This window comes from Anabaena sp. FACHB-83 (assembly GCF_014697485.1).
GTDB lineage: Bacteria > Cyanobacteriota > Cyanobacteriia > Cyanobacteriales > Nostocaceae > Nostoc_B.
The window spans coordinates 91029-113568 of record NZ_JACJRY010000001.1 but is presented as its reverse complement, the minus strand read 5'-3'; the positions used below and the strand labels follow the sequence as shown (position 1 = coordinate 113568).

General features: G+C 39.9%; 16 protein-coding genes. 4 read left to right on the top strand and 12 right to left on the bottom strand.

Annotated features, from left to right (window positions below; translation table 11 throughout):
- Window positions 1–75 precede the first annotated feature (75 nt).
- From H6G79_RS00505 to H6G79_RS00470, 9 genes are all read right to left on the bottom strand, one after another.
- Complete coding sequence (locus H6G79_RS00505; RefSeq protein ID WP_190587899.1) at window positions 76–1017, bottom strand: glycosyltransferase family 8 protein; 942 nt, start codon at window positions 1015–1017, stop codon at window positions 76–78.
- Between the two features lie 259 nt (window positions 1018–1276).
- Window positions 1277–1408: a hypothetical protein gene (locus H6G79_RS37215; RefSeq protein WP_277877191.1), complete on the bottom strand. Its 132-nt coding sequence runs from the start codon at window positions 1406–1408 to the stop codon at window positions 1277–1279.
- Window positions 1409–1637: 229 nt separating this feature from the next.
- Window positions 1638–1814, bottom strand: coding sequence for a hypothetical protein (locus tag H6G79_RS00500; RefSeq protein ID WP_190587898.1), 177 nt, complete (start codon window positions 1812–1814; stop codon window positions 1638–1640).
- A gap of 112 nt (window positions 1815–1926) precedes the next feature.
- Window positions 1927–2841 (bottom strand): hypothetical protein, encoded by a 915-nt coding sequence (locus tag H6G79_RS00495; protein WP_190588304.1) that lies wholly within the window; start codon window positions 2839–2841, stop codon window positions 1927–1929.
- 833 nt (window positions 2842–3674) lie between these two features.
- Complete coding sequence (locus H6G79_RS00490) at window positions 3675–4067, bottom strand: hypothetical protein (RefSeq protein ID WP_190588303.1); 393 nt, start codon at window positions 4065–4067, stop codon at window positions 3675–3677.
- A gap of 424 nt (window positions 4068–4491) precedes the next feature.
- Entirely contained in the window at window positions 4492–5013 is a 522-nt protein-coding gene (locus H6G79_RS00485; protein WP_190587897.1) for a hypothetical protein, read from the bottom strand.
- Window positions 5014–5101: 88 nt separating this feature from the next.
- Window positions 5102–5542 carry a hypothetical protein gene (locus H6G79_RS00480; RefSeq protein ID WP_190587896.1) on the bottom strand — a complete coding sequence of 147 codons (441 nt, stop codon included), beginning with the start codon at window positions 5540–5542 and terminating at the stop codon, window positions 5102–5104.
- Between the two features lie 180 nt (window positions 5543–5722).
- Entirely contained in the window at window positions 5723–5905 is a 183-nt protein-coding gene (locus H6G79_RS00475; protein ID WP_190587895.1) for a CsbD family protein, read from the bottom strand.
- Window positions 5906–6391: 486 nt separating this feature from the next.
- Window positions 6392–6853 carry a hypothetical protein gene (locus tag H6G79_RS00470; RefSeq protein WP_190587894.1) on the bottom strand — a complete coding sequence of 154 codons (462 nt, stop codon included), beginning with the start codon at window positions 6851–6853 and terminating at the stop codon, window positions 6392–6394.
- A 421-nt stretch (window positions 6854–7274) separates the two neighbouring features.
- On the opposite strand from H6G79_RS00470, the gene uvrB reads away from it, so the two are divergent.
- Window positions 7275–9272, top strand: a complete 1998-nt coding sequence (gene uvrB, locus H6G79_RS00465) for an excinuclease ABC subunit UvrB (protein WP_190587893.1) — start codon at window positions 7275–7277, stop codon at window positions 9270–9272.
- 112 nt (window positions 9273–9384) lie between these two features.
- On the opposite strand, the gene H6G79_RS00460 is transcribed toward uvrB, so the two are convergent.
- The 3 genes from H6G79_RS00460 to H6G79_RS00450 all read right to left on the bottom strand — a co-directional run bounded on the left by H6G79_RS00460 (window position 9385) and on the right by H6G79_RS00450 (window position 14109).
- Complete coding sequence (locus H6G79_RS00460) at window positions 9385–11655, bottom strand: transglycosylase domain-containing protein (protein ID WP_190587892.1); 2271 nt, start codon at window positions 11653–11655, stop codon at window positions 9385–9387.
- A gap of 403 nt (window positions 11656–12058) precedes the next feature.
- Window positions 12059–13504: an FAD-binding domain-containing protein gene (locus H6G79_RS00455; RefSeq protein ID WP_190587891.1), complete on the bottom strand. Its 1446-nt coding sequence runs from the start codon at window positions 13502–13504 to the stop codon at window positions 12059–12061.
- Window positions 13505–13776: 272 nt separating this feature from the next.
- Window positions 13777–14109, bottom strand: coding sequence for an antibiotic biosynthesis monooxygenase (locus H6G79_RS00450; RefSeq protein ID WP_190587890.1), 333 nt, complete (start codon window positions 14107–14109; stop codon window positions 13777–13779).
- Between the two features lie 882 nt (window positions 14110–14991).
- Here H6G79_RS00450 and H6G79_RS00445 point away from each other — a divergent pair.
- From H6G79_RS00445 to smc, 3 genes are all read left to right on the top strand, one after another.
- Window positions 14992–18057: a PAS domain S-box protein gene (locus H6G79_RS00445; protein ID WP_190587889.1), complete on the top strand. Its 3066-nt coding sequence runs from the start codon at window positions 14992–14994 to the stop codon at window positions 18055–18057.
- A 42-nt stretch (window positions 18058–18099) separates the two neighbouring features.
- Window positions 18100–18564: a CYTH domain-containing protein gene (locus H6G79_RS00440; protein WP_190587888.1), complete on the top strand. Its 465-nt coding sequence runs from the start codon at window positions 18100–18102 to the stop codon at window positions 18562–18564.
- A gap of 331 nt (window positions 18565–18895) precedes the next feature.
- A complete protein-coding gene (smc, locus tag H6G79_RS00435; protein WP_190587887.1) occupies window positions 18896–22528 on the top strand; it encodes a chromosome segregation protein SMC in 3633 nt (1210 codons plus the stop codon).
- Window positions 22529–22540 lie beyond the last annotated feature (12 nt).

Below are 22540 nucleotides of genomic sequence, written 5' to 3'. Positions count from 1 at the left end.
GCAGTTTGCATATTCGTGGAATGCTTTAGAGACGTTACATATAACGTCTCTAAATGATTTGGGATTTTACGCTGACTACAATTTAGAAGTATTGAGTAAGGTGAGTTTACCAACTTTTCGACCTAACCTTCTCCAATAAGTATCTCGCCATCCTTTCCAAGATGTCATATCAAGATATTCAAAAAACAAATGTTTTTTTGGATGTTGGCATTCTGTACGTAATCCCGCATACCAGGGTTTAGGCGCATTAGTAAAATGAATAATGCCAGGATGATTCAATATTTCCTGAAGTACATTTTCTGGATATGGACTATCTTCTGATGATAGATCATTATACACTTTTGGCATTTGGTTCCATTTGGGATGAAGTTCTCCCCACTTACCAGCTATAACCGCGTTTAAACCATCTTGATCATCTGGTGAATATTCTATATTCTCTCTGAGATAATTAATAACTTTTAATCCCAGATTTTCCGTGCGCCATTTATCTAGATTAATTACTAACAGCCCAGAGTTGAAATATTTAGTGTCTGGAGATAAGCCTTGATCTTGATAATTTCTCAATCCTTGAGACATTGATATATATAGCTGTACGTCATCTTGTACTGCTAATACATAGTTATCGGCAATATCAATATTCCATAGTTCTTCTAAATCTCCTGTGACGACCATATCACTATCTAAATAAATTGCCTTATTAACTTCTTTGGGTAAAAATTCAGTAATTAGCAAGCGATAATAGCAGCTAATTGTGAGATGCCTAGATAAAACTAGATTCTCAAATATTTTGTTGTCTGGTTGTACCCAAGAAATATTTATTTGTTCGGGATTGAATGATTGAATTATTTTACGTTTGTTAGATTGACTAATGCCACCATCGATAATTAATAGTGAGATTTTTTGATTATTTTTCAGATTGGCTAAAGCTGAACGAACTGTGACAGCTAAAGGCATTGCATAGTTATTATCAGCAGCACAAACGAGAAAAATTGGTTGATGATTTAAATTAACCAGCATAAATTTGACTACCCATTGTTGTAGCGTAAGAGTTTGATGATTAGATAAGTAATTGCTGTACCAAAAAATATGAAAGTCTAATGGTACATGAAAAACTATTGATGAGGCATGACTTAGTGAGTTGCATTGTTACTGATGCAACTTACTCACACAAAATTATCAGCCATTCATGATGGCAAAGGTGAGTTTTTCTATTTATATGCCGTTGATGCTATTCCTCAATAGGAATAGGATTTTTGGCAAGTAATTTGATAATAAATCAGGGTGGAGTGTCTCCAACTTCAGCCATCACATTAAAATTCACCATTGGAGCGAATAAATAAACACTACCGCGATTAATGTAACGGCTTAGTTGCAGCCAGTTTTGAACTTCTGCTGCGATACTAATCATGAATTAGAATTATATTTTCATTGTGTGGCTTGATAGTTACACGTTTGTGTACCCTTACCATCCTAGAAGATAATTACAAAATTTTTCTCAAGAATCAGTCAAGTTTTCAAAAAATCTATAAAGCATCAAATCAATATTTTATGATGATTTATATCGAATTAATTGATGTTTTTTAGATCACAGATTATTGATATTGATTGCGGATATCAAACCGAAGTTATTATATTAACTAATTATCACTGATAAGTTTACTGGTGTGATGATGTTTTGGCAAAAATGCGATCGCCAGCACGCACCTACAATAAAAAAGGCGGAAATCCCGCCGCGTCACACTTACACCTTGTTTTATCTGAATAAACTCAGTTTGACTGATGGAAATGACATTTTGATGACAAACTTGTGTCATTTCATAAACAGTTATATTGCTTCCACTTCAATCAAAGGTTAATAATTTTTTAGTATTTGTTACATCTGTATAGAAAAAATGAGATTTATGGTTCTTTACAAAGAGTGGTAGCTTAGGAAGGGCTTTTCTGAGCTTCTTTTTGAGCAGCTTCACTATACTTCCTATATAGTTCAGTACGAATCTGCGCTTCTCGATAGCGAGTGTGATTTGGTGGTACTGCTGCCATTAAATCAGATGCACGTTGCCATTTAGCGGCTAAATCTAACCACTGAATTGAAGTTGTAGCTGTTTTGCCATTAATGGTAGCTTGGTTGGCAATCCGCACTGCTGAACCAAAAGGATCATTCACTTCTTCAGGATCGCCAAGATTATTTTGAGCGTTATTAACTGGTGCTACGGGTTTGTTTTCTTTAGGTTTGGTGGTAGTAACCGGCTTGGGGGTTTCTAATTGAACTAGGATTTTTAGCCTATCACCTAACTGAGCGTATACAAGCCAACCCAATAAAAACAGAAAGCCCAAACTTACAACTGTTGGGATTCTGGTTTTGGGTAAATATCGATATTTGTTTCTGTTAATGAGTACAGAATTACGTGCAGATTGAGTTTTGAGCAGATTTGACTGTGTTAGGTGAGTTGTAGCTTGGGTGAAGTCTTGAATTAGCTGCTTAACTATGTGTGGTTGCGCTAAAGTAATTTCCTGTGACCACAGTAATTGATTTTGGGGGTCGAGAGAAATTTCTTTGAGCCACAGTAGCTGTTCTTCTCTAACAATACGGCTATTAATATTGATTCGGTGAATATTACGTGGTGCGATCGATTCCAGAATTTTCTGGATTTGTTCTACTAGTGTTGATTGTTCCAGTTGCTCTATTTTAGATGCCTCACACAGAAGTTGTAAGACTCCATCAGCGAAGATAGCCCTAGTTCTGACACCAGAGTCGGCTAACTTTTCGTTTAACAATTGAATGATTGCAGCAACGCTACCTTGGTGAGCTTGCCAAGCAATATCATTGATCCGATCTACCATTTCTAGCATTTGAGTTTTCGTGATAGCTTTTTAACCCTGATTTGTTACCAGACGGGGATACTAAGGCTACTGTTCTAGGGAACTTGAGCTTGTCTTTAGATTTTATGAGTAAAAAGACGAGTTGCCAAATAAAATCTTTAAACTTGGCTTCCTTCTGCTTTTGGCAAGAAGAATCTAATAATATCAGTCAGTGTACCCCTGTTATGAGTAAGTGATTAATTATGAAGTTATAAACATCACTTCTGTAGTATAAAGTTCTGTCCGTCTAAATAGTATCAGGATCAATACTTAGCCATCTCTACTTTTCTAGTAATTTTTCTACCTAAATCTCCGGTACTGGTTTGATTATTATTGAGTTTCGGTACTATGGCTGCTATTTTTTCAGTAATTCAGCAGTGTTTTTTCTGTACCTGCTCAATCAATCCTAATTGATTATTCCTTTACTTACCAAAATAAATGCAAGGGTTCATACTGAAAGGAAATAATTATCTTATACACTTAGTCCCCATTCACCATTTCCAGACTGCACAGGGAATTTCAACAACCACACCGGATAAGCTGTTAAACACCAAGGTTTAAATAGAGCAACCATTCTAAAATTATATGAAAAGCCTATTTGATCAGCTTTTTGACTTCACGCTGCTACTATTACAATAAGTGTAAATAAACATACCACACTTCGGCTACTTCTGCTCCTTTCGACTTCTCCTGACGGAGACGCTGCGCGAACGCTCAAGGCAAGTCGCTCAGTACAAGTACGCTCAGTGACCATAAGAAATTGCTCAAAGATTTGTGGTATCGTTATTATTTCTTTTTACTTTTGCCTTGTTCTACTAGTCTATTCTCGGAAAGAATGGTTTTTCTGGTGATTTATCTTTTTTATCAGAAAACTCTGTACAATTTTTAGCTTCATCAGTTAGCACAATAGAAGGTTGTACTGCACATTTAAGATAATGATTGTTAGCATAAAATCGACAATTCTTGCAAGGGACTTGATGCAAGGTATTGACGCTGAATACCATTTTATTATCTAGAAATCTCTTGATTTTTCTTAATATCAAGAAAAAAATTACCCAACTAAACAGTAGACCTACAGGACTTAAATATAATGCTGCATCTGGAATATTAAAGCCTTGAGGTTGGTTTTTTTCTGCTTGATGGTCACTGCGGCTTAAATAAGAATTGTTGATTTCTATTGTTTTTCTTACTTCTGGTTTGGTAAGCATCATCTGACTATATATATTGGTAGTATTTTGAGATTTTTGAACTTTCAATTCTCAGGCTTCTGAATTTATTGCCTAGATGCACCATAATTACCCATATAACTCAAGATGAATTATACATATATCAATATTTTATGGGACAACTTATGATGCTAGGTATATTTTTTAAGACTCTAATTATATATTTAGCGAAAGAAAAATCATCATGTCTCTGCCGAGAGTTTTGATTATGGTTAATAGAGATATATCAAAAGAAATAAGCTAATTGCTTAGTTTGCCATAAACAAATTTATGTAAAAAATGTGAAATATTTTATGGTTTAGATTGAGATTTTAAATGTTTTATTAATTTATTTAAACTGAATAGCTGAAAAGCCATAAAAAAAGGTGGTTTTACCCACCTCACTGTCTTACTCTCCAGAAAAAACTTATTTATGGCTACCTAACCATTTAGCGGCTGCAATACCTATAATTGCTGCAACCACAGGGTTACTGAGGAATTTAAGAATACCTGGTTGTTCTGCTAGAACTTCGCGGAAAATATCTGGATGGTTATGATAAGCAAAAGAAGCTAGTTTGCTAACATCATCAGCACTCATCCGGTTGGGGTTGTGAGTAGAAAGACTTAGTTGTTGTTCTAAGTGGCGGTCATCCAAACCTCTACCTTTCAAATGTTTGAAAAAGGCGCGAGTAACATCATCTCGTTCATTTGGTTTAATTTGAGCGATCGCCTTTTGTAATTCTGGCTCCATTTGGCTGCTAGGAATGCTCTCTGGATGAAGAGAACGACCAAATAATTGACGACGTTGATCTGTAGTTGTACGTTGAGCGAAATCATCAAAATTATCGTATTGAGTAGCTGCATTAGTTGATGGATCATCTAATGATTCCACATCACCTTGAGCTAAATCTTGCATGATTTGTTTTCTGTATTCTTCGCTAGTTGACACTTTTTTATCTCCTGATTCAAAATAAAATTCCGAATTTTCTCTGCAAAATTCTGAATTTTTTAAGTTTAAATTCAATCAACAACTCTAATTAGCTATACTTGACTTGATTAGTCTGGACATCGTATTGAGTCGTCAAAATTAACTTTTTGTCAGGGTCGTAAACCAAAACAGTTAAATCTTGATTGGGGAAATTTTTCCGAAAGCCTTGAACTAAAGATTTAGCTAACGGTCTCACTTCATTAGGACGAACGTCACGAGAAATCACAACGCCTAATTTGTTGTTATCTCTGACATAAGCATCTTTGATTAAGCCTCTAGAAGTTTGTACTACCCAGTTACCAAAAGTTTGACCACCAGGGGTATTACCTCTTTCTAGTTCGCTGTAAGTGACATCTCGTCCAATTACAGGTGGATTGGTTGTGCGGTCAGCTTGGCTGACTGTAGTGCCACCACAGGCGGTAGTTATAGTTAAAATTACAATTAAAATACCTGCGATCGCAGTTTTGCGAATCTGCTCCAGCGATATCATTATTTCACTCCCAAAATAAACCTTTTAAATAAGTCAAATTACTTGTATAGGACTTACGCACAAAATTGTGTATGGAGATGAGATGGAGGGATAAAAGGTTATAGATGTCAGGATTTTGGATACACATATATACCCTTTCACCCTCCCCATCTTTTGATTAATTGCTAACTAGAATTAGTTCTAGTCAAGCTTTTTTTTAACAGAATCTTTGATATCTTCCATACCTTGACGTACTTCACCTTCGGCTTGTTTTGTTTTGCCTTCCGCTTTATCTTTAGGGTCGCCAGTTACGTTACCTAGTGCTTCTTGAGCTTTACCTTCAATATTTTTGGCAGTAGCTTTGGCGCGTTCTTCTAAACTCATTTTACTCTCCTAATATTATGTAAACTTAGATTCAAAGTTGTGAATTGACTTTGATTTTCTAGGTGATTACTCTTACAAAATAACTTGATATTTTAGCTCCAGCCTTCTGCCACAAGATATATTATTCGTCTATATAAAAAGAGAGAGAATCAAAATAAGCTAGATATAATGAGGAATAGTAAATAAATCTCCAAACTCATATCTTGCACTATTTTCAATAACCGTAGGGTAGGCAATGCTTACAACGTAAAAATCAAGGTTTGAGCTAATTTTTAGCATTGCCCACCCTAGCTGAATTGCAATCAACCAACTCCTGTAAGATGTGAACAACTTCTTTAAGAAGTCGGTGATCTGAAACCAATAAACATCATAATTACGTTATCTAGATAATTAGATGAATCGATATTTTTATCTAATTAAATAATTAAAAAGCCCGCTCTCGTGAAGAGTTCGGGCTGTTGAAATAATTAAAGATGTTTTTGTATTCTAGTCGATAAAACCCATAAGAATTTCAGAATCGTCAATAGTGTTAGAAGCCACTGGACGGTTCCCCATAACAGAATAGCTGCTAGAAATTACCAAGGCGCTAGAAGCAATAGGACGCAAACCAGAGAGGTTGATACTATCAACAATTTTGATAGTGTTAGCCGCAATGGGGCGAATACCCATCACGTTGATAGTCTCTACTACTTCTAAATTACTAGCAGAAATGGGACGTATACCTGCGATTGAGACTGTTTCTGCCACTTGTAAATCGCTACCAGCAATTGGGCGAACTCCAGCAATGGCTAGGGTTCCGGGCTTGTCGGATTTTTCTGTATCTTGAGTGGTTTTATCGTTATTCACAGTTTGGCCTTGATTGTTTTCAACTTCCACCGTTGTTTCCCCCTTGAGCTTGGCACGTCTTTGGCGAGGACTAGCTGCTTTGCCCGTGCTGCTGATGCTCATAAACTCTACCTCTGGTTTCTTAAATGAACTTTACAATATTTGAGGAAAAATTAGACTTTTTCCCATATATCAAAGTTTACCCTTAAAAAACCTTGCATATATATAATTATCTTCAAAACTTACACATAAGTAAATTTAAAGTATCAATTTTTGTAAAAAAATATTGCTATTAATTCATTTAGGTTCTGTGGGGCAACAGGTACAGAGTGGTATCGTTACCATGAGATAGGGTATTTCCAATCATAAGTGCTGAGTTGAAAGTGCTGAGTGCTGAGTTGAAAACACATTCACTCACAGGTGGGTTATCTATTTGAGATAAAAAAATTTCGCTCTAACATAGTGAAGCATTTAGAACCATACAATAGTACTTAGCACTTTTTACTCAGCACTCAGCACTCAGCACTGAGAAAGGTAAAACTGTATGACAGAATTTTGTCTTCAAGCTCCCTTTGCACCTACAGGTGATCAACCACAAGCGATCGCACAACTTGTTTCCAGTATCGAATCGGGTAATCGTTACCAAACCTTACTGGGAGCTACAGGCACCGGCAAAACCTTTACAGTAGCAGCAGTAATTGAAAAAATCGGTAAACCAACCTTAGTTTTGGCACATAACAAGACTTTAGCTGCACAACTGTGTAATGAGTTACGTGAGTTCTTTCCCAAAAATGCAGTTGAGTATTTTGTCAGCTACTACGATTACTATCAACCAGAAGCTTATATCCCAGTCACAGACACTTACATTGAAAAAACAGCTGCGATTAATGATGAAATTGATATGTTGCGTCACTCAGCGACGCGATCGCTGTTTGAACGTCGAGATGTGATCGTCGTTGCATCTATTAGCTGTATCTACGGTTTAGGAATTCCCGCCGAATACTTAAAAGCAGCCATACCTTTAAAAATTGGGATGGAAGTCAATCAACGGGAAGTTTTGCGCGATTTAGCCTCAGTACAATATAGCCGTAACGATTTAGAAATGGGTCGGGGACGTTTCCGCGTCCGGGGTGATGTGTTAGAAATCGGCCCAGCCTACGAAGATAGAATTATTCGGGTGGAATTTTTTGGTGATGAAATTGATGCAATTCGCTATATTGACCCGGTAACAGGCGAAATTATTTCGAGTTTAGAAGCTGTCAATATCTACCCAGCGCGACACTTTGTCACCCCAGAAGAACGCTTAGAAGTTGCTTGCGAAGATATTGCCTTTGAATTAAAACAGCAAAAACTAGAATTAGAAACAACCGGCAAATTATTAGAAGCCCAACGGATAGATCAGCGCACTCGTTACGACTTAGAAATGTTGCGCGAAGTTGGTTATTGCAACGGCGTAGAAAACTATTCCCGTCACCTTGCAGGCCGACAAGCAGGCGAACCACCAGAATGTTTAATTGATTATTTTCCAAAAGATTGGCTATTAGTTATTGATGAATCTCATGTGAGTGTGCCGCAAATTCGGGGAATGTATAACGGCGACCAAGCCAGGAAAAAAGTGTTAATTGAACATGGATTTCGTCTGCCTAGTGCCGCCGATAATCGTCCTTTAAAAGCAGATGAATTTTGGCAAAAAGTTAACCAATGTATTTTTGTTTCGGCAACACCTGGAGACTGGGAATTAGAAATTTCGGAAAATCACATTGTTGAGCAAGTAATTCGTCCCACAGGTGTGATTGACCCAGAAATTTCTGTGCGTCCCACCGAAGGGCAAATTGATGATTTACTAGGAGAAATTAAAGACAGAGTTGACCGTCAAGAGAGAACGTTAATTACAACATTAACTAAGCGGATGGCGGAAGATTTAACAGAATATTTGCAAGACCATAGTATTAAAGTGCGGTATTTGCATTCTGAAATTAATTCCATTGAACGGATTGAAATTATTCAAGATTTACGCGAAGGAAATTTTGATGTACTGGTTGGAGTAAACTTACTGCGGGAAGGTTTAGACTTACCAGAAGTTTCCTTAGTGGCAATTTTAGATGCTGATAAAGAAGGTTTTTTACGTGCTGAACGTTCTTTAATTCAAACCATTGGGAGGGCGGCGCGGCACATTCGTGGACAAGCGATTTTATATGCTGATAATTTAACCAACAGCATGATTAGAGCCATTGAAGAAACAGAAAGACGGCGTAACATTCAAACGGCATATAACCGGATACATGGCATTACACCACAACCAATTGTCAAAAAATCCAGTAACGCTATTTTGTCGTTTTTAGATGTATCTCGGAGGTTGAATAGTGCCGACTTAAAAGTTGTTGATGAACATATTGATGAATTACCTTTAGAAGAGATTCCCGGATTGATTGGCAAGCTAGAAGCCCAGATGAAAGATGCCGCCAAAAAATTAGAATTTGAAGAAGCGGCAAAATTGCGCGATCGCATCAAACATCTGCGAGATAAACTATTAGGTCACTAGGTGACAAAGTGCTGAGTTAAAGACGAGGTAAATCAAGAACAATAGGTCATGGATCATTTAAAATTCTTACAAATGATCTATGACCAATGACAAATAACAAATGACCACCTAACTACCTAGCAATTCTCCCCATATACCTCCCCCACAGTTGAGCAGCTTGGGCGCTGCTACCATAAGTGGGGGAATTATTATCATTTCCTAGCCAGATACCTGTGACTAATCGGCGGTTAGGAATAAACCCAATAAACCAAAGGTCAACGTTTTTATCAGTTGTCCCTGTTTTACCAGCTTCTCCCAAACCAATGGACGCACCTCGTCCTGTACCTCTTGTAACTACCCCTCGCATTAAAGTAGTCATTTCATCTGCTACTTCTGTAGACAAAACTCGCTTGTTAGCCTCTCGGTCTTGGTCAAAAGAATAAATCACACGACAAGTTTTTAAATCTTTACTATCCTTGCAATCACCACTGTCGAGAATGCGGCTAATGGCGTGGGGAGGATTCCACACACCTTGATTTCCAATTGCACCAAAAGCCCCGGTCATTTCTAAAACATTCACCACACTTTGACCCAGTACCAAACCAGGAACCGGATCAAGTTGTGACTTTACTCCCAATTTTTGCGCCATAGCCACAACTTTATTTAAACCAACTTCCTTGGCGACCCGCAAAGCAACAGGGTTTTCTGACAGTGCCAAACCTGTGACAATATCCATATTCACATCAGCACCAGAACGACAAGGTTTATATGTAAAACCCTGCCAAGGAAAAGGGGCGCAAGAATAAGTTTTATAGGGAGAAATGCCTTGTTGTAGGGCTGCGGCGTAGGCAAAAATTTTAAAGGTAGAACCTGGTTGTCTTTTGGCTTGGACAGCACGATTAAATTGACTTTTGCGGTAATCAGTACCACCCACCATTGCCAAAATACTACCTGTTTTGGAATCTAAAGTAACGATCGCCCCTTGGGAAAAACGAAAGCTGGAACCATCATTATTCACAGAATTTCGCAGTGATGCTTCGGCTTGGGCTTGAATTGCCGGGTCAAGTTGGGTTTCAATGATGTAGTTTCCTTCCCTCGCCGCACCTTCCCCTAAGATTGAGTCGAGTTCTTGAAAAACATAATTATAAAAATAAGGTGCAATGGTTTTGGCTTGCTGTTCGCACACTTTCGGGCTGACTTGTACTGTAGAACGTCTCGCTCGATTTGCTTCTTCTTGGGAGATTTTGCCCATTTCCAGCATCCGCTTAATTACACGGTTGCGGTAATCAGCAGCTTCTAGTTTATTCGGGCCATCACCACAAAAATCAAACGCATTGGGCGCAGGTAAAATACCCACTAATGTTGCGGCTTCGGCTAAGGTGAGTTCTTTGGCTGACTTCTCAAAGTAATACTTAGCTGCATCTTCAAAACCGGAAGTATCTGCCCCCAAAAACACGCGATTTAAGTAAGTCAGCAAAATATAATCTTTGCTATAAAAAGTTTCTAACTTCAGCGCCACAATGGCTTCGCGCAATTTTCGTCCTAGGGAGTCTTGGGAACCAACGTAATCACGGAATAAACTACGCGCCACCTGTTGAGTAACTGTACTCGCCCCTTGTTGTAAATCGCCACTGCGGCTATTAATTAATACTGCCCGTAAAATCCCCAAGGGATCTACACCAACATGCCAGTAGTAACGGCTATCTTCGGAGGCGACGACTGCATTAGCTAAGTAAGGGCCAAAGTCTGGCAATTGCTTCATATCTACGTGAGAAGTTGTTCTTGGTTCACGTAGAGGAGTTGAGCCATCACGGGCATAAACTATGACTGGGGCGCGAGTGGCTGTTGGTAAAGGACTGACGGAAAACTTAAGCCATTCCACACCAATGACCAAGGCGAACAAAGCACTAGCACCAGCAACCCCATAACCTGCCCAGGTTCCAGCTTTGACATACCATGCTGGTGGATCGACATATTGCAGTCTGACTGATGCTGCTAGTTCTGGTGGCCCTAGAGTGATGATATCGCCATGCCGCATTTCTAAAGAAGTCAGCCGCCGTTTCCCCAGATAAATACCATTGGTTGAGTTTTCATCTCGAATCACAAACACAGGTTTGCGTTGGGTAGAGTCCCGCGACAAAGACAGATGAATTTGGCTGACAACCGGGTTACGAACGACGATATCGCAAGATTTAGAACTGCGTCCTAGAATATAGCGATCGCCCAACAATGGGTAGACCTCCGCCTTATCCGCCCCCGCATCCTGTACCCAAAGTTCCGGGACTCTAGCATTTGGCTTCAGTGCCAGCTTGGAAAAATCAACCCTAGCTTGAATTGTATGTACGGCTTGAGTCAGTTGACCAAGTATGGTTTGTGGCTTTTGGGGAGGTTGGGGAGAATTCATCGGCTATTAGATCACGATTATTTAAGAGTGAAGAATCAGCGAATGGCGATTTCCTGGCAGGTCTTTCACCATTTTACTCATAAGCCACAGCAGAAGTTGGGACAATTCCGCATCATTGCGCCTTGAGCCACATTTGTCAATCAGCTTGAAGTTACACTACACGTAGCGATCGCATCAAAATTCTAGTTGGCTGAGTCCCATAAATCCCTATCTACACAAGTAATACCATTTGGGATTTTAGATTTTGCGAAAAGTTGCGTGGGCGGGTTCCCCGACTTGAGCAAACTTTTCAAGACAGATTTTGGATTGGGTAAGGGTTAATCGGTAAGCTTTTGAGTCATCCATCTGTCGCAATCATGTTTTAATTTGGTATAAATTCGGAAATCAAGCCGGATTTCTATAGCTACTGAAAAACCATTATTTCTTTCTGCTGTTGATAAAGCTGCTTAAATTTCTGTTGCTGCTGTTTATGATCAACTATGGGTTCAGGGTAGCCGACAGCGCGACGTTCTAGTGGTGTAATTTTACCAGTTACCAGATATTCACTATCTATAGAACGCAATTCTGGCAACCATTGGCGAATATATTCAGCATCAGGGTCAAATTTTTGTGCTTGACTGGCGGGATTAAAAATCCGCACAGGTTTAGGGTCCATCCCACTAGAAGCACTCCATTGCCAACCACCATTATTTGCTGACAAATCTCCGTCAATTAGCTTTTGCATAAAGTATTTTTCGCCTAATTGCGGATTAATCAGCAAGTCTTTGGTCAGGAAACTCGCCACAATCATTCTGCAACGGTTGTGCATCCAGCCACTTTCATTTAATTGGCGCATCGCTGCATCTACTATGGGGTAGCCTGTTTTACCTTCGCACCAAGCTTGAAAGCGTGTATCGTTAATTTCCCAAGGAAAGTTTTTAAAGACATCGCGGTAAGCACCTCCAGCTAATTCGGGAAAATGATACATAGCGTGCTGATAAAATTCTCGCCACGCCAGTTCTTGTTGCCAAGTGCGGATACTAGCTGTTGTTTCTTCACTGCGGCTATTTTCTTGTGCTGCGATTGTGGCTTGCCAAACAGTGCGAATCCCAATTACGCCAAATTTCAAAGCGGCGCTGAGTTGAGATGTACCGTCTGTGGCGGGGAAGTTGCGCTGTTCTTGGTATTCGGTAATGGCTTTATAGGTAAATTCGGCTAATCTATCTTGGGCTGCTGCTTCACCGGGTGGCAGAATTAAATCACCATCCCAGACAAATCCTAAATCTTTGGCAGTGGGTAATGGAATTGCACCTATATTTTGAGCAATTTCTTGTTCGGCTGGTGTTAGTCCTTCAGCAGTTTCGATGGTTTCTGCTGGTGCTGCTTTGGGTTTACTACTCCAGTTTTTCCAAAAGGGGGTGTAAACAGTGTAAGGCGAATTGTTCCCTGTGCGAATTTCAGTTGGTGTGTGCAGGATTTGATCCCAATTTTCGTTGAGGAATTGAATGCCTTTTTCTGTGAGTGCATCAATTATATTGCGATCGCGTATTTGCGAATATGGTTCTACATCCCAGTTCCAAAACACAGCTTTGGCCTGCAAAGCTACCGCTAAAGCTGGAATTGCTTGTATAGGATCACTATGGAGAATCAAAAGTTGGCTACCAATTTGGGCATACTGCTTTTGTAATGCTTGCAAGCAGCCAATCATATACTCTACCCTGACAGGCGCAACATCATCGCGTTCAAGAATATTAGGATCAAGACAAAATACACCCACTACTTTCTGGCTTTGCTTTTTGGCCGCAGCTAGTCCAGTATTATCCCCAATGCGTAAATCCCGGCGATGCCAAAACAGAATCAATTCAGACATTCTATACCTATTGCAGTTCACTTGTACTATGCTAAATCCTAGCAGCAACGAGACCAAGACTTACGCACAAAGATTATCTGTAGAGATTGGGTTTACGGGTGCAAGGGTTTGGGCCTGGATTTCTCACAAGAGAGAAATCCAGGGGTGTGGGAGGTGTGGGAGGTGTGGGAAGGGTGGGAGGATGGTAAAGAAATCTTTCCCCCCATACTCCCCACACTCCCCACACCTTTTTTCTCTCACCCTTTAGGGTGTAAGGGGGATAGAACTTTACTTCAGACTTCTTCCTTCTCTTTAGGGGTGATTTCACAAACTAGTTCGTAAACTACTGTTTTTGGCGGTTCAGCAAATAAAGGCATCATCTGTTTCAAAATGTCTTGATAAACCTCACTGTGATTCGCTTCCATATCTTCTACACTTTCCCAAAAAATTATCGATATACCTTTGTCTGTTCCTGGTTCTTGTAACAGATAGGCTCCTTTGAAACCTTGTGTATAAGTTAATACGGCTTCTTCATAAAGTTTTTTGGCAGCTTCAAATTTACCTGGCTTGAATTCGCCCATTACAACATGAGTAAATTTATGTCTGAGAAAATCTTGAAAATCCATAAAAATTTTTACCTTATTTTCAGTTTTTTTACAGTTAGAGTTGTGATTTAGTTTACAACTTAGCTGTTGTTTGATTTTTTTATCTGAAGAACTAAAATATCACCATCGAACGCCATGATGGCAAACATAAGTAAAATTTAAACTTTACTTGATTTAACTTAAATTACTCAATCAGCATCTCAAGCTACAAGCAGATAGTGGACAAAAATATCGTATTAATTCCGCTAATCTGACTTTTGACTTGCCATTTTGGCAATTTAATTCCCAAAACATATCAAAATGGCTAGATTTTTTATTCAGCAATAAGTCAAAAACTTAATATAGGACTCATATTTGATTTATGAAAAAAATTAGTACACCCAGATCAGCCGTCTTTCCTACTCCCTACTCCCTGCTTACACAACTAGATTCAGGAATCAAACCTTATTCCTATATATCCTATAGATTTATTACATAGGATAATGTGTAGCTTTTAGAACTTAATTACTGAAGTTTTCGTCGACAAATTTTTTGAAACTCTTTGTAGTGATAAGCTTGGTTATTTAATAGCAGGAATAAAAAGCTACATTTATTAGCCATCAAAGCATTTTTAACCCCAGAATTAATCAGATTTATTTTTTGAATCAATAGATCCTCTCATGGGCATTTGACAATAAAATGAGTTTGAACACACAAAATCGGATAAATAGTCTAGCACTGAATATCCATTGACTCTGTAAGCGAGATTTAGACTGCCTTTAAGAAAAAAATGCCATTTTGCAGTTAATTCTGCACAATACGCTATTAAATTTTAATCAATGATATTTAACACTGACTTGCTATAGATTACATTCTCTAACTTGCTTTCAGGTTAAGAAAATACATTTAATAAACAAATTAACCATGCGACTACAAGATCAGCTAATTAATTTGCCGACTTTAGATTATCTGATTAATTTTTCTCCTTTAATGATTAGTCCTGATAGTTATCTAGTCGATGCTATTATCTTGATGAGTCAGAAGCTAACTCAAAATCAGTCGCTGACTGGCTTAAATAGATATTTACAGCCTGATATTTGGACTCAACAAGAAAATAGCTGCATCTTGGTCGTAGAATGTGGATATTTATTAGGAATAATTACCGCCAAAGATGTAGTAAATATAATTGCATCGGGAGTAGATATTACTAAAACCAAGGTGTCTGAGGTGATGGTGACAGCCTTGATTACTCTCAAAGAAAGTTATGCAACAGATATATTCACAGCTTGGTCACTATTGCGACACTATCAAATTAGTTATTTGCCAATTGTAGATACCCAAGGGCAATTAAAGGGAATTACGACTGCTAGTGTTTTAATCCAAGCTTTTAACCGCGACACAATACTAGGTATCAAAACAGCTTTACAGCAACCACAAAATAATTATCGCCAAATTAGTTGCGTAAGTTGTTCTACTCACCATCATCTCCAGCAAGGAATGAAATATAAATCGCCAAACTCTACCCCGACTTATCAAGAATTTCAAAAAACTCGTAAAAAACTTCAGATGGTAGAAGAAAAACTGCACCACACTCAAAATGAGTTAGAAAAACTCGTGGCAGAAAACAAGCGGTTGCAGCAGGAAATCTCGGAATACCAAAAAGCTGAAGCAGCTTGGCAAAATAGAGAAAGGCTTGATTCCGAACGAAAAGATGCAGCATTTCAGGCTAGTGAGGCAAAATTTCAGCATTTTGCTGAAAATATCCAAGCTTTTATTTGGTGCCAAGACCCCCAAACCAGGCAATTTTTGTATATTAATCCAGCTTATGAAAAAATCTGGGGTCGTTCTCGCCAGAGTTTGCAAGAACAGCCTCTATCATGGATGGATGCGGTACATCCAGATGATCGCGATCGCGTTGATCAAGTGGTAACGCAACATTTGGCTGGAGAACCAACCGAAATTGAATATCGCATTTTACGTCCTGATGGTTTGATGCGTTGGGTATGGGATCGCACTTTTGCAATGCGTGATCAACAAGGAAATATTTGTTATTACGCGGGAATTGTTGAAGATATCACTGAACGCAAGCATACAGAAGAATCATTGCGTGAGAGTGAAGCCAGACTCAGTTTAGCTTTAGAAGCAGCACACATGGGTATTTGGGAATGGAAGATTCCGACGAATGAAACTCTTTGGTCTGTCAATATGGAGTCACTTTATGGTTTACATAATGGGACATTGTGTCCAACAACAACAGATTTTTTGGAGTTAGTGCATACAGAAGATCGGCAAACTTTTACTCAGGCTGTGACTGCTACTCTTCAACAAGGTGTGAAATTTATTGTGGAATATCGGACTGTTTGGCCTGATGGTAGTATTCACTGGCTCAATTCTACTGGTCAACTGTACTACGACGAAAACAACCAACCCAGCCGATTGACGGGAACAACCACAGATATCGGCAAACGCAAACAAGCTGAACAGCAAATTCAAGAACAAGCCGCTTTACTAGATATTGTCACCAATGCCATCGTCGTGCGAGATTTGCAAAATCAGATTCTTTTTTGGAATCAAGGTGCGGAACGTATGTATGGTTGGCAAGCACAAGAAGCAGTTAACCAAAACGCTGATGAACTTTTATTTCAACAACCTTCAGGCACAATTCCCATCGCCATAGAACAAGTACTTAATACTGGTACTTGGCAAGGCGAATTACATAAAGTTACCAAATCTGGCAAAGAAATTATTGTCGAAAGTCGCTGGACACTGATGCACGATAGCGCAGGACAACCCAAATCTATTTTGATTGTTGATACAGATATTACCCAAAGAAAACAATTAGAAGAACAGTTTTTTCGCACCCAAAGATTAGAAAGCCTGGGGAATCTAGCTGGTGGAATTGCCCATGACTTGAACAATATTTTAACCCCGATTTTGGCAGCATCTCAACTATTAAAATTGAAATTTAACCCAGACACCGAGCGTTATTATCAGTTAATGGCAATTATTGAAAATAATGCCAAACGTGGTGCAGATTTGGTGAAACAAGTATTATCTTTTGCGCGGGGATTTAAAGGCGATCGCACGATTATTTCCATTAAGCACTTAGTTTCGGAAATGCTGTTGATTGTCAAACAAACATTTCCCAAATCCATTGAATTTGCCATCACGATTCCTGAAAATTTGTCGGCTGTATCTGGAGATATTACCCAGCTACATCAAGTGCTAATGAATTTAGTTGTTAATGCCCGTGATGCCATGCCAGATGGCGGTAAAATCGAAATTTCTGCTGAAAACAGATTGATTGATCAAGCCTATGCCCAAATGAATTTGGATGCTCAAGCCGGAAATTATATCGAGTTAACCATAGCTGATAATGGTATGGGAATGCCGCCAGAAGTATTAAATAGAATGTTCGAGCCATTTTTTACCACCAAAGAAATTGGTATAGGCACAGGATTAGGTCTTTCGACAGTGCTAGGGATTATTAAAAGTCATGGTGGTTTTCTGAATGTTTCTAGCAAAGTTGGCAAAGGAACTAAATTTCAATTGTTTTTACCAGCAGTCGAAGGCTGTCAAGGAACAAGAAGCGAAAATTTAGCAGCACCTTTAGGCGCAGGCGAATTAATTTTAGTGGTTGATGATGAAGCAAAAATTCTAGAAATTGCTACCATCGTCTTAGAAAACTACAATTATCAAATTTTGACTGCGAGTAACGGTATTGAAGCGATCGCACTTTATGCCCAACACAAGCACCAAATCAAAGCTGTACTGATGGATATGATTATGCCCGAAATGGACGGACTAACAGCAATTCTCACTTTGAAAAAAATGAATCCGCAAGTCAAAATCATTGCTTGCAGTGGCTTTAATCCCCATGAAGGCTTGAGCGAAGTTGTCAATGCTAATGTGCAACTAGTTTTGCCAAAACCTTTCACGGCACAAGACTTATTGAACAGTTTACAGCATATCCTGAGAGACAAAAATTAGATTTTTTAGATATTACCAGTACCCATTACTCAATTAATCATCATGGCTAAAGAAATAGAACGGAAATTTTTAGTGAAGGGAGATGCCTGGAGAAAGCTAGGTAAAGGTAGTGTGTATCGACAAGGATATATTGCTACTAAAAACTCAGTTACAGTCAGAGTAAGGATTGCTAACAACCGGGGTTATTTAACCATTAAAAGTCCGAGTGTGAATTGTTCTCGCTCGGAATTTGAATATGAAATTCCCCTAACAGACGCAGAAGAAATGTTAGATACATTATGCGATCGCCCGTTAATTGAAAAAGTACGGTACAAAGTAGAATTAAACGGGTTAATCTGGGAAATTGATGAGTTTGATGGTGATAATAAAGGATTAATCTTAGCAGAAGTTGAATTAACTGATGAACAACAACAAATCGAAATCCCAGAATGGATTGGTGCAGAAGTTTCTACTGATGGGCGGTATTTCAACAGTAATTTAGCTAAATTTCCCTTTTCAAAATGGTAAAAAACTGATCCTAAGATTTCTCACAAGACTTGAGAAATAACAAAACTCAACAATTATAATTTTCAAAACAATACTATTTTTCTTAAAGTTCGTTAAAATTACTTTTGATATTTTAGTCATAGCTCCCCTCCCAAGCAAGTGTCTTCGACAGACACTTTGCTCAAGTCGGGAGACCCGCCCACGCAAGTGTCTTCCTCTGTGCCTTGGCGGTAGCCTACGGCAAGCCGCTTGCGCGTCTACGATAATTTATTCATACAACCTATTGCTAAATTTTCATTAATTGATACACTTGTTCTTCATTAGCCATTAGCCCAGTGAACCAGCGCCTAATATGGTGTACGTCAAGCGCGTGGAACTTACCAACTTCAAATCCTTCGGCGGTACTACTTCAGTCCCTTTGCTGCCGGGGTTCACTGTCATATCTGGGCCAAATGGTTCCGGTAAGTCGAATATTTTGGATGCGCTGTTGTTTTGTTTGGGACTCGCCAGTTCTAAGGGGATGCGGGCCGATCGCTTACCGGATTTGGTGAATAATACTCAAACGGCTAAGGGACGCGCATCTGTGGAAGCTAGTGTCACGGTGACGTTTGATTTGACGGGGGAAGATATCTCACGCAGAGACGCAGAGGCGCAGAGTGAGGAATTAGAGGGAGAAATTGAGAATTCTGACTCAGCACTCAGCACTCAGCACTCAGCACTTAATGGTGAATGGAGTGTCACAAGACGGTTGCGGGTAACTCATCAGGGAACTTACACGTCAAATTACTATATCAATGGTGCGGCTTGTACGCTGACGGAGTTGCATGAGGAGTTGGAGAGTCTGCGGATTTATCCTGAAGGCTATAACGTGGTGTTGCAAGGGGACGTGACTAGCATTATCTCGATGAATGCGCGGGAGAGGCGGGAAATTATTGATGAGTTGGCGGGGGTGGCGGCGTTCGATCGCAAAATTCACCAAGCTAAGGGTACCTTAGATGAGGTGAAGGAGAAGGAAGATAGTTGTCGGATTATTGAGACGGAGTTAACTGCACAGCGCGATCGCCTTTCTCAAGATAGGGCGAAGGCGGAAAAATATCAAAAGTTGCGGACGGAATATTTACACAAGCAATCTTGGGAAGCGGTGTTATCGTGGCGTTCGCTGCAAGCACAGCAAGAAAAGTTAGCGACGGAAATTCAAAATGGCGATCGCTCTCATCATGATTTAACACTGCAATTAGAAACTTTAAATGTCGGCATTACGCAAAAAACGGCTGAATTAGAAAAGCTTAACGCTCATGTGAAAGCTTTGGGTGAGGAGGAACTGTTAGCTGTACAAGCTACTCTCGCTACTCAAGAAGCGGAACGCAAGCAACTCCAGCGTCAGCAAACAGAATTAGAAGCAACTTCCCAAGAAACAGCTAAACGCTTGGTGCAAACTCAGCAGGAAATCCACCAGCAGCAGCAAGCTTTGGGAGAAATTGCCGAAACCCAAAATGTCGAACGGCAATCGATTGTATATTGTCAACAGCAACGGGATGAGGCGGAACAAGCACTGCAAAAATCCCGCGAAGCCGCCGCCGAAATTGCCACCGCCTCGGAAGCTTGGGTACAGCAACAAACTGCACTGAATCGTCAAATTGAAACTTTGTTGCAAACTCTAGAACCGCAACGCACAGAGCAAGCACAATTAAGAGAACGCAATAGTCAGCTACAAGAACTCATTCACGAACAAACTGAGTTAATTGCTACTTTAGAACCACAATTGGCAGAAAAGCAAGCTGAATGTGTGCGAGTTGAGACAGAATTTAACGCCTCTAGCGAACCCATCCAAAATTTAGCCCAAAATCTGGCGGCGACAGAACAGGAATTACAAATTCAGCAAGATACGCAAAAGCGCCTTTCTAGTGAACAACGGGAAAAACAACGCCAGCTAGATAAAATTGAGGCGCAAACCCAAGCACAACAAGAAGTCCAAGGAACGCAAGCTAGTAAGGTAATTATCCAATCGGGGATGCCTGGGGTTTGTGGTTTGGTGGTACATTTGGGACGGGTGGAACCCCGTTTTCAGTTGGCGTTGGAAATTGCGGCGGGTGCGCGGCTGGGACATATCGTAGTTGATGATGATGGGATAGCTGCGGCTGGGATTGAATTACTCAAGCAGAAACGCGCCGGGAGAGCGACATTTTTACCCTTAAATAAAATACAAGCTCCCAGAATTACTCAAGATGCGACGCTACGATTAGCAAACGGCTTTGTTAATTATGCTGTGAATTTGGTTGAGTGCGATCGCCGTTATAAAGATGTATTTAACTATGTTTTTGGTAACACAGTCGTCTTCGCCAGCTTAGAACAGGCGCGGAAAAACCTCGGTTTATATCGCATCGTCACCTTAGATGGGGAATTATTAGAAACCAGTGGCGCAATGACTGGTGGTAGTACAAATCAGCGTTCAGCATTGCGCTTTGGTACAGGGGAAGCGGCGGAATCAGATGAAGCCATTGCGTTGAAAAGTCGCTTGACAGATATAGAACGGATTTTAGATCGTTGTATTGATGCGATCGCTTCTTTATCCAGCAAAACCAAACAACTCACCCAAGAACTCACCGAAGCACGCCAAGCACGCCGCGAACAGCAATTGCAATTAGAACAGTTGCAAAAAGATATTAAAGCTTTGACGACGCAATTGGAAGGGACGCGATCGCAACTTGCCCAAAATACCGAAAAATTCTCCGCCGCCCAATCTCGCCTAGAAATTTTGGATAAAGATTTACCAGGGCAAGAAGCGCAATTACAACAATTACGTCATGTTTTAGCAGAATTAGAAGCATCCCAAACGCCTAGTGAATGGCAACAAATTCAAGCCGTAATTAAAACCCAAGAGCAACAATTACAACAACGGGAATCCGCATTACGGGAAGCGGAACAACGGCTGAAAAACTTGGAAAATCAGCAACAGCGTTTACAAGAACGCATCCAAGAAGCTGAACAAAAAATTGCTCAGTATCATCAAGAACAAGAAGTTTCTCAGCAGAAAATCCAAACCCTCAGCACCCAGCACTCAGCACTCAGCACTCAAATCACCGAAACTCGCGCCAAACTCAGCGAAATGGAAAAAAGTTTGGGTGAAGAAAAGGTAAAACGTGACGCAATTGAACAAGAAGTGCGATCGCATTTACTCCGTCAGCAACAATTAGAATGGGAACTCGAAAAACTGCAAGAAACCCAGCAAAAGCGGCGGGAAGAACTAGAAGCGTTGCAAAATCAATTGCGAGAACTACTTCCAGAATTACCCAGCCCTTTACCAGAAGTACCAGAACAGGTAGATTTAGAAGAATTGCAGAAAGAATTGCGATCGCTTGCCAAACGCCTGCAAGCAATGGAACCTGTAAATATGCTGGCGTTAGAAGAATACGAACGCACCCAAAACCGCCTGCAAGAACTCACAGAAAAATTACAAACATTAGAAGCCGAACGCACCGAATTATTATTAAGAATTGAAAACTTTACCACCTTGCGACAACGCGCCTTTAAAGAAGCCTTTGACGCGGTAAACGAAAACTTCCAATCAATTTTCGCCACCCTCTCAGAAGGCGACGGCTACCTGCAACTCGATAATCCTGAAGATCCCTTTAACAGTGGTTTAAACTTAGTCGCGCACCCCAAAGGTAAACCCGTACAAAGATTAGCTTCCATGTCTGGGGGTGAAAAATCCCTCACCGCCTTAAGCTTTATTTTCGCCCTGCAACGCTATCGTCCATCACCTTTTTATGCCTTTGATGAAGTAGATATGTTTTTAGACGGGGCAAACGTAGAACGATTAGCTAGAATGATCAAACAACAAGCACAACTGGCACAATTCATAGTTGTGAGTTTGCGTCGTCCGATGATAGAATCAGCCGAACGCACCATTGGCGTTACTCAAGCACGAGGCGCTTACACCCAAGTTTTGGGAATTAAGTTAACATCCTCGAATACATCTGCTTGAATCTTTGTTAAT

Excerpts from the sequence above, each read along its gene's own strand:
- H6G79_RS00470 (WP_190587894.1), bottom strand. The coding sequence starts at position 6,853 with ATGAGCATCAGCAGCACGGGCAAAGCAGCTAGTCCTCGCCAAAGACGT.
- H6G79_RS00480 (WP_190587896.1), bottom strand. The coding sequence starts at position 5,542 with ATGATATCGCTGGAGCAGATTCGCAAAACTGCGATCGCAGGTATTTTA.
- H6G79_RS00440 (WP_190587888.1), top strand. The coding sequence starts at position 18,100 with ATGGCTAAAGAAATAGAACGGAAATTTTTAGTGAAGGGAGATGCCTGG.
- H6G79_RS00450 (WP_190587890.1), bottom strand. The coding sequence starts at position 14,109 with ATGGATTTTCAAGATTTTCTCAGACATAAATTTACTCATGTTGTAATG.
- H6G79_RS00505 (WP_190587899.1), bottom strand. The coding sequence starts at position 1,017 with ATGCTGGTTAATTTAAATCATCAACCAATTTTTCTCGTTTGTGCTGCT.
- smc (WP_190587887.1), top strand. The coding sequence starts at position 18,896 with ATGGTGTACGTCAAGCGCGTGGAACTTACCAACTTCAAATCCTTCGGC.
- H6G79_RS00490 (WP_190588303.1), bottom strand. The coding sequence starts at position 4,067 with ATGCTTACCAAACCAGAAGTAAGAAAAACAATAGAAATCAACAATTCT.
- H6G79_RS00460 (WP_190587892.1), bottom strand. The coding sequence starts at position 11,655 with ATGAATTCTCCCCAACCTCCCCAAAAGCCACAAACCATACTTGGTCAA.
- H6G79_RS00475 (WP_190587895.1), bottom strand. The coding sequence starts at position 5,905 with ATGAGTTTAGAAGAACGCGCCAAAGCTACTGCCAAAAATATTGAAGGT.
- H6G79_RS00455 (WP_190587891.1), bottom strand. The coding sequence starts at position 13,504 with ATGTCTGAATTGATTCTGTTTTGGCATCGCCGGGATTTACGCATTGGG.
- uvrB (WP_190587893.1), top strand. The coding sequence starts at position 7,275 with ATGACAGAATTTTGTCTTCAAGCTCCCTTTGCACCTACAGGTGATCAA.
- H6G79_RS00500 (WP_190587898.1), bottom strand. The coding sequence starts at position 1,814 with ATGACACAAGTTTGTCATCAAAATGTCATTTCCATCAGTCAAACTGAG.
- H6G79_RS00495 (WP_190588304.1), bottom strand. The coding sequence starts at position 2,841 with ATGGTAGATCGGATCAATGATATTGCTTGGCAAGCTCACCAAGGTAGC.
- H6G79_RS00445 (WP_190587889.1), top strand. The coding sequence starts at position 14,992 with ATGCGACTACAAGATCAGCTAATTAATTTGCCGACTTTAGATTATCTG.
- H6G79_RS37215 (WP_277877191.1), bottom strand. The coding sequence starts at position 1,408 with ATGATTAGTATCGCAGCAGAAGTTCAAAACTGGCTGCAACTAAGCCGT.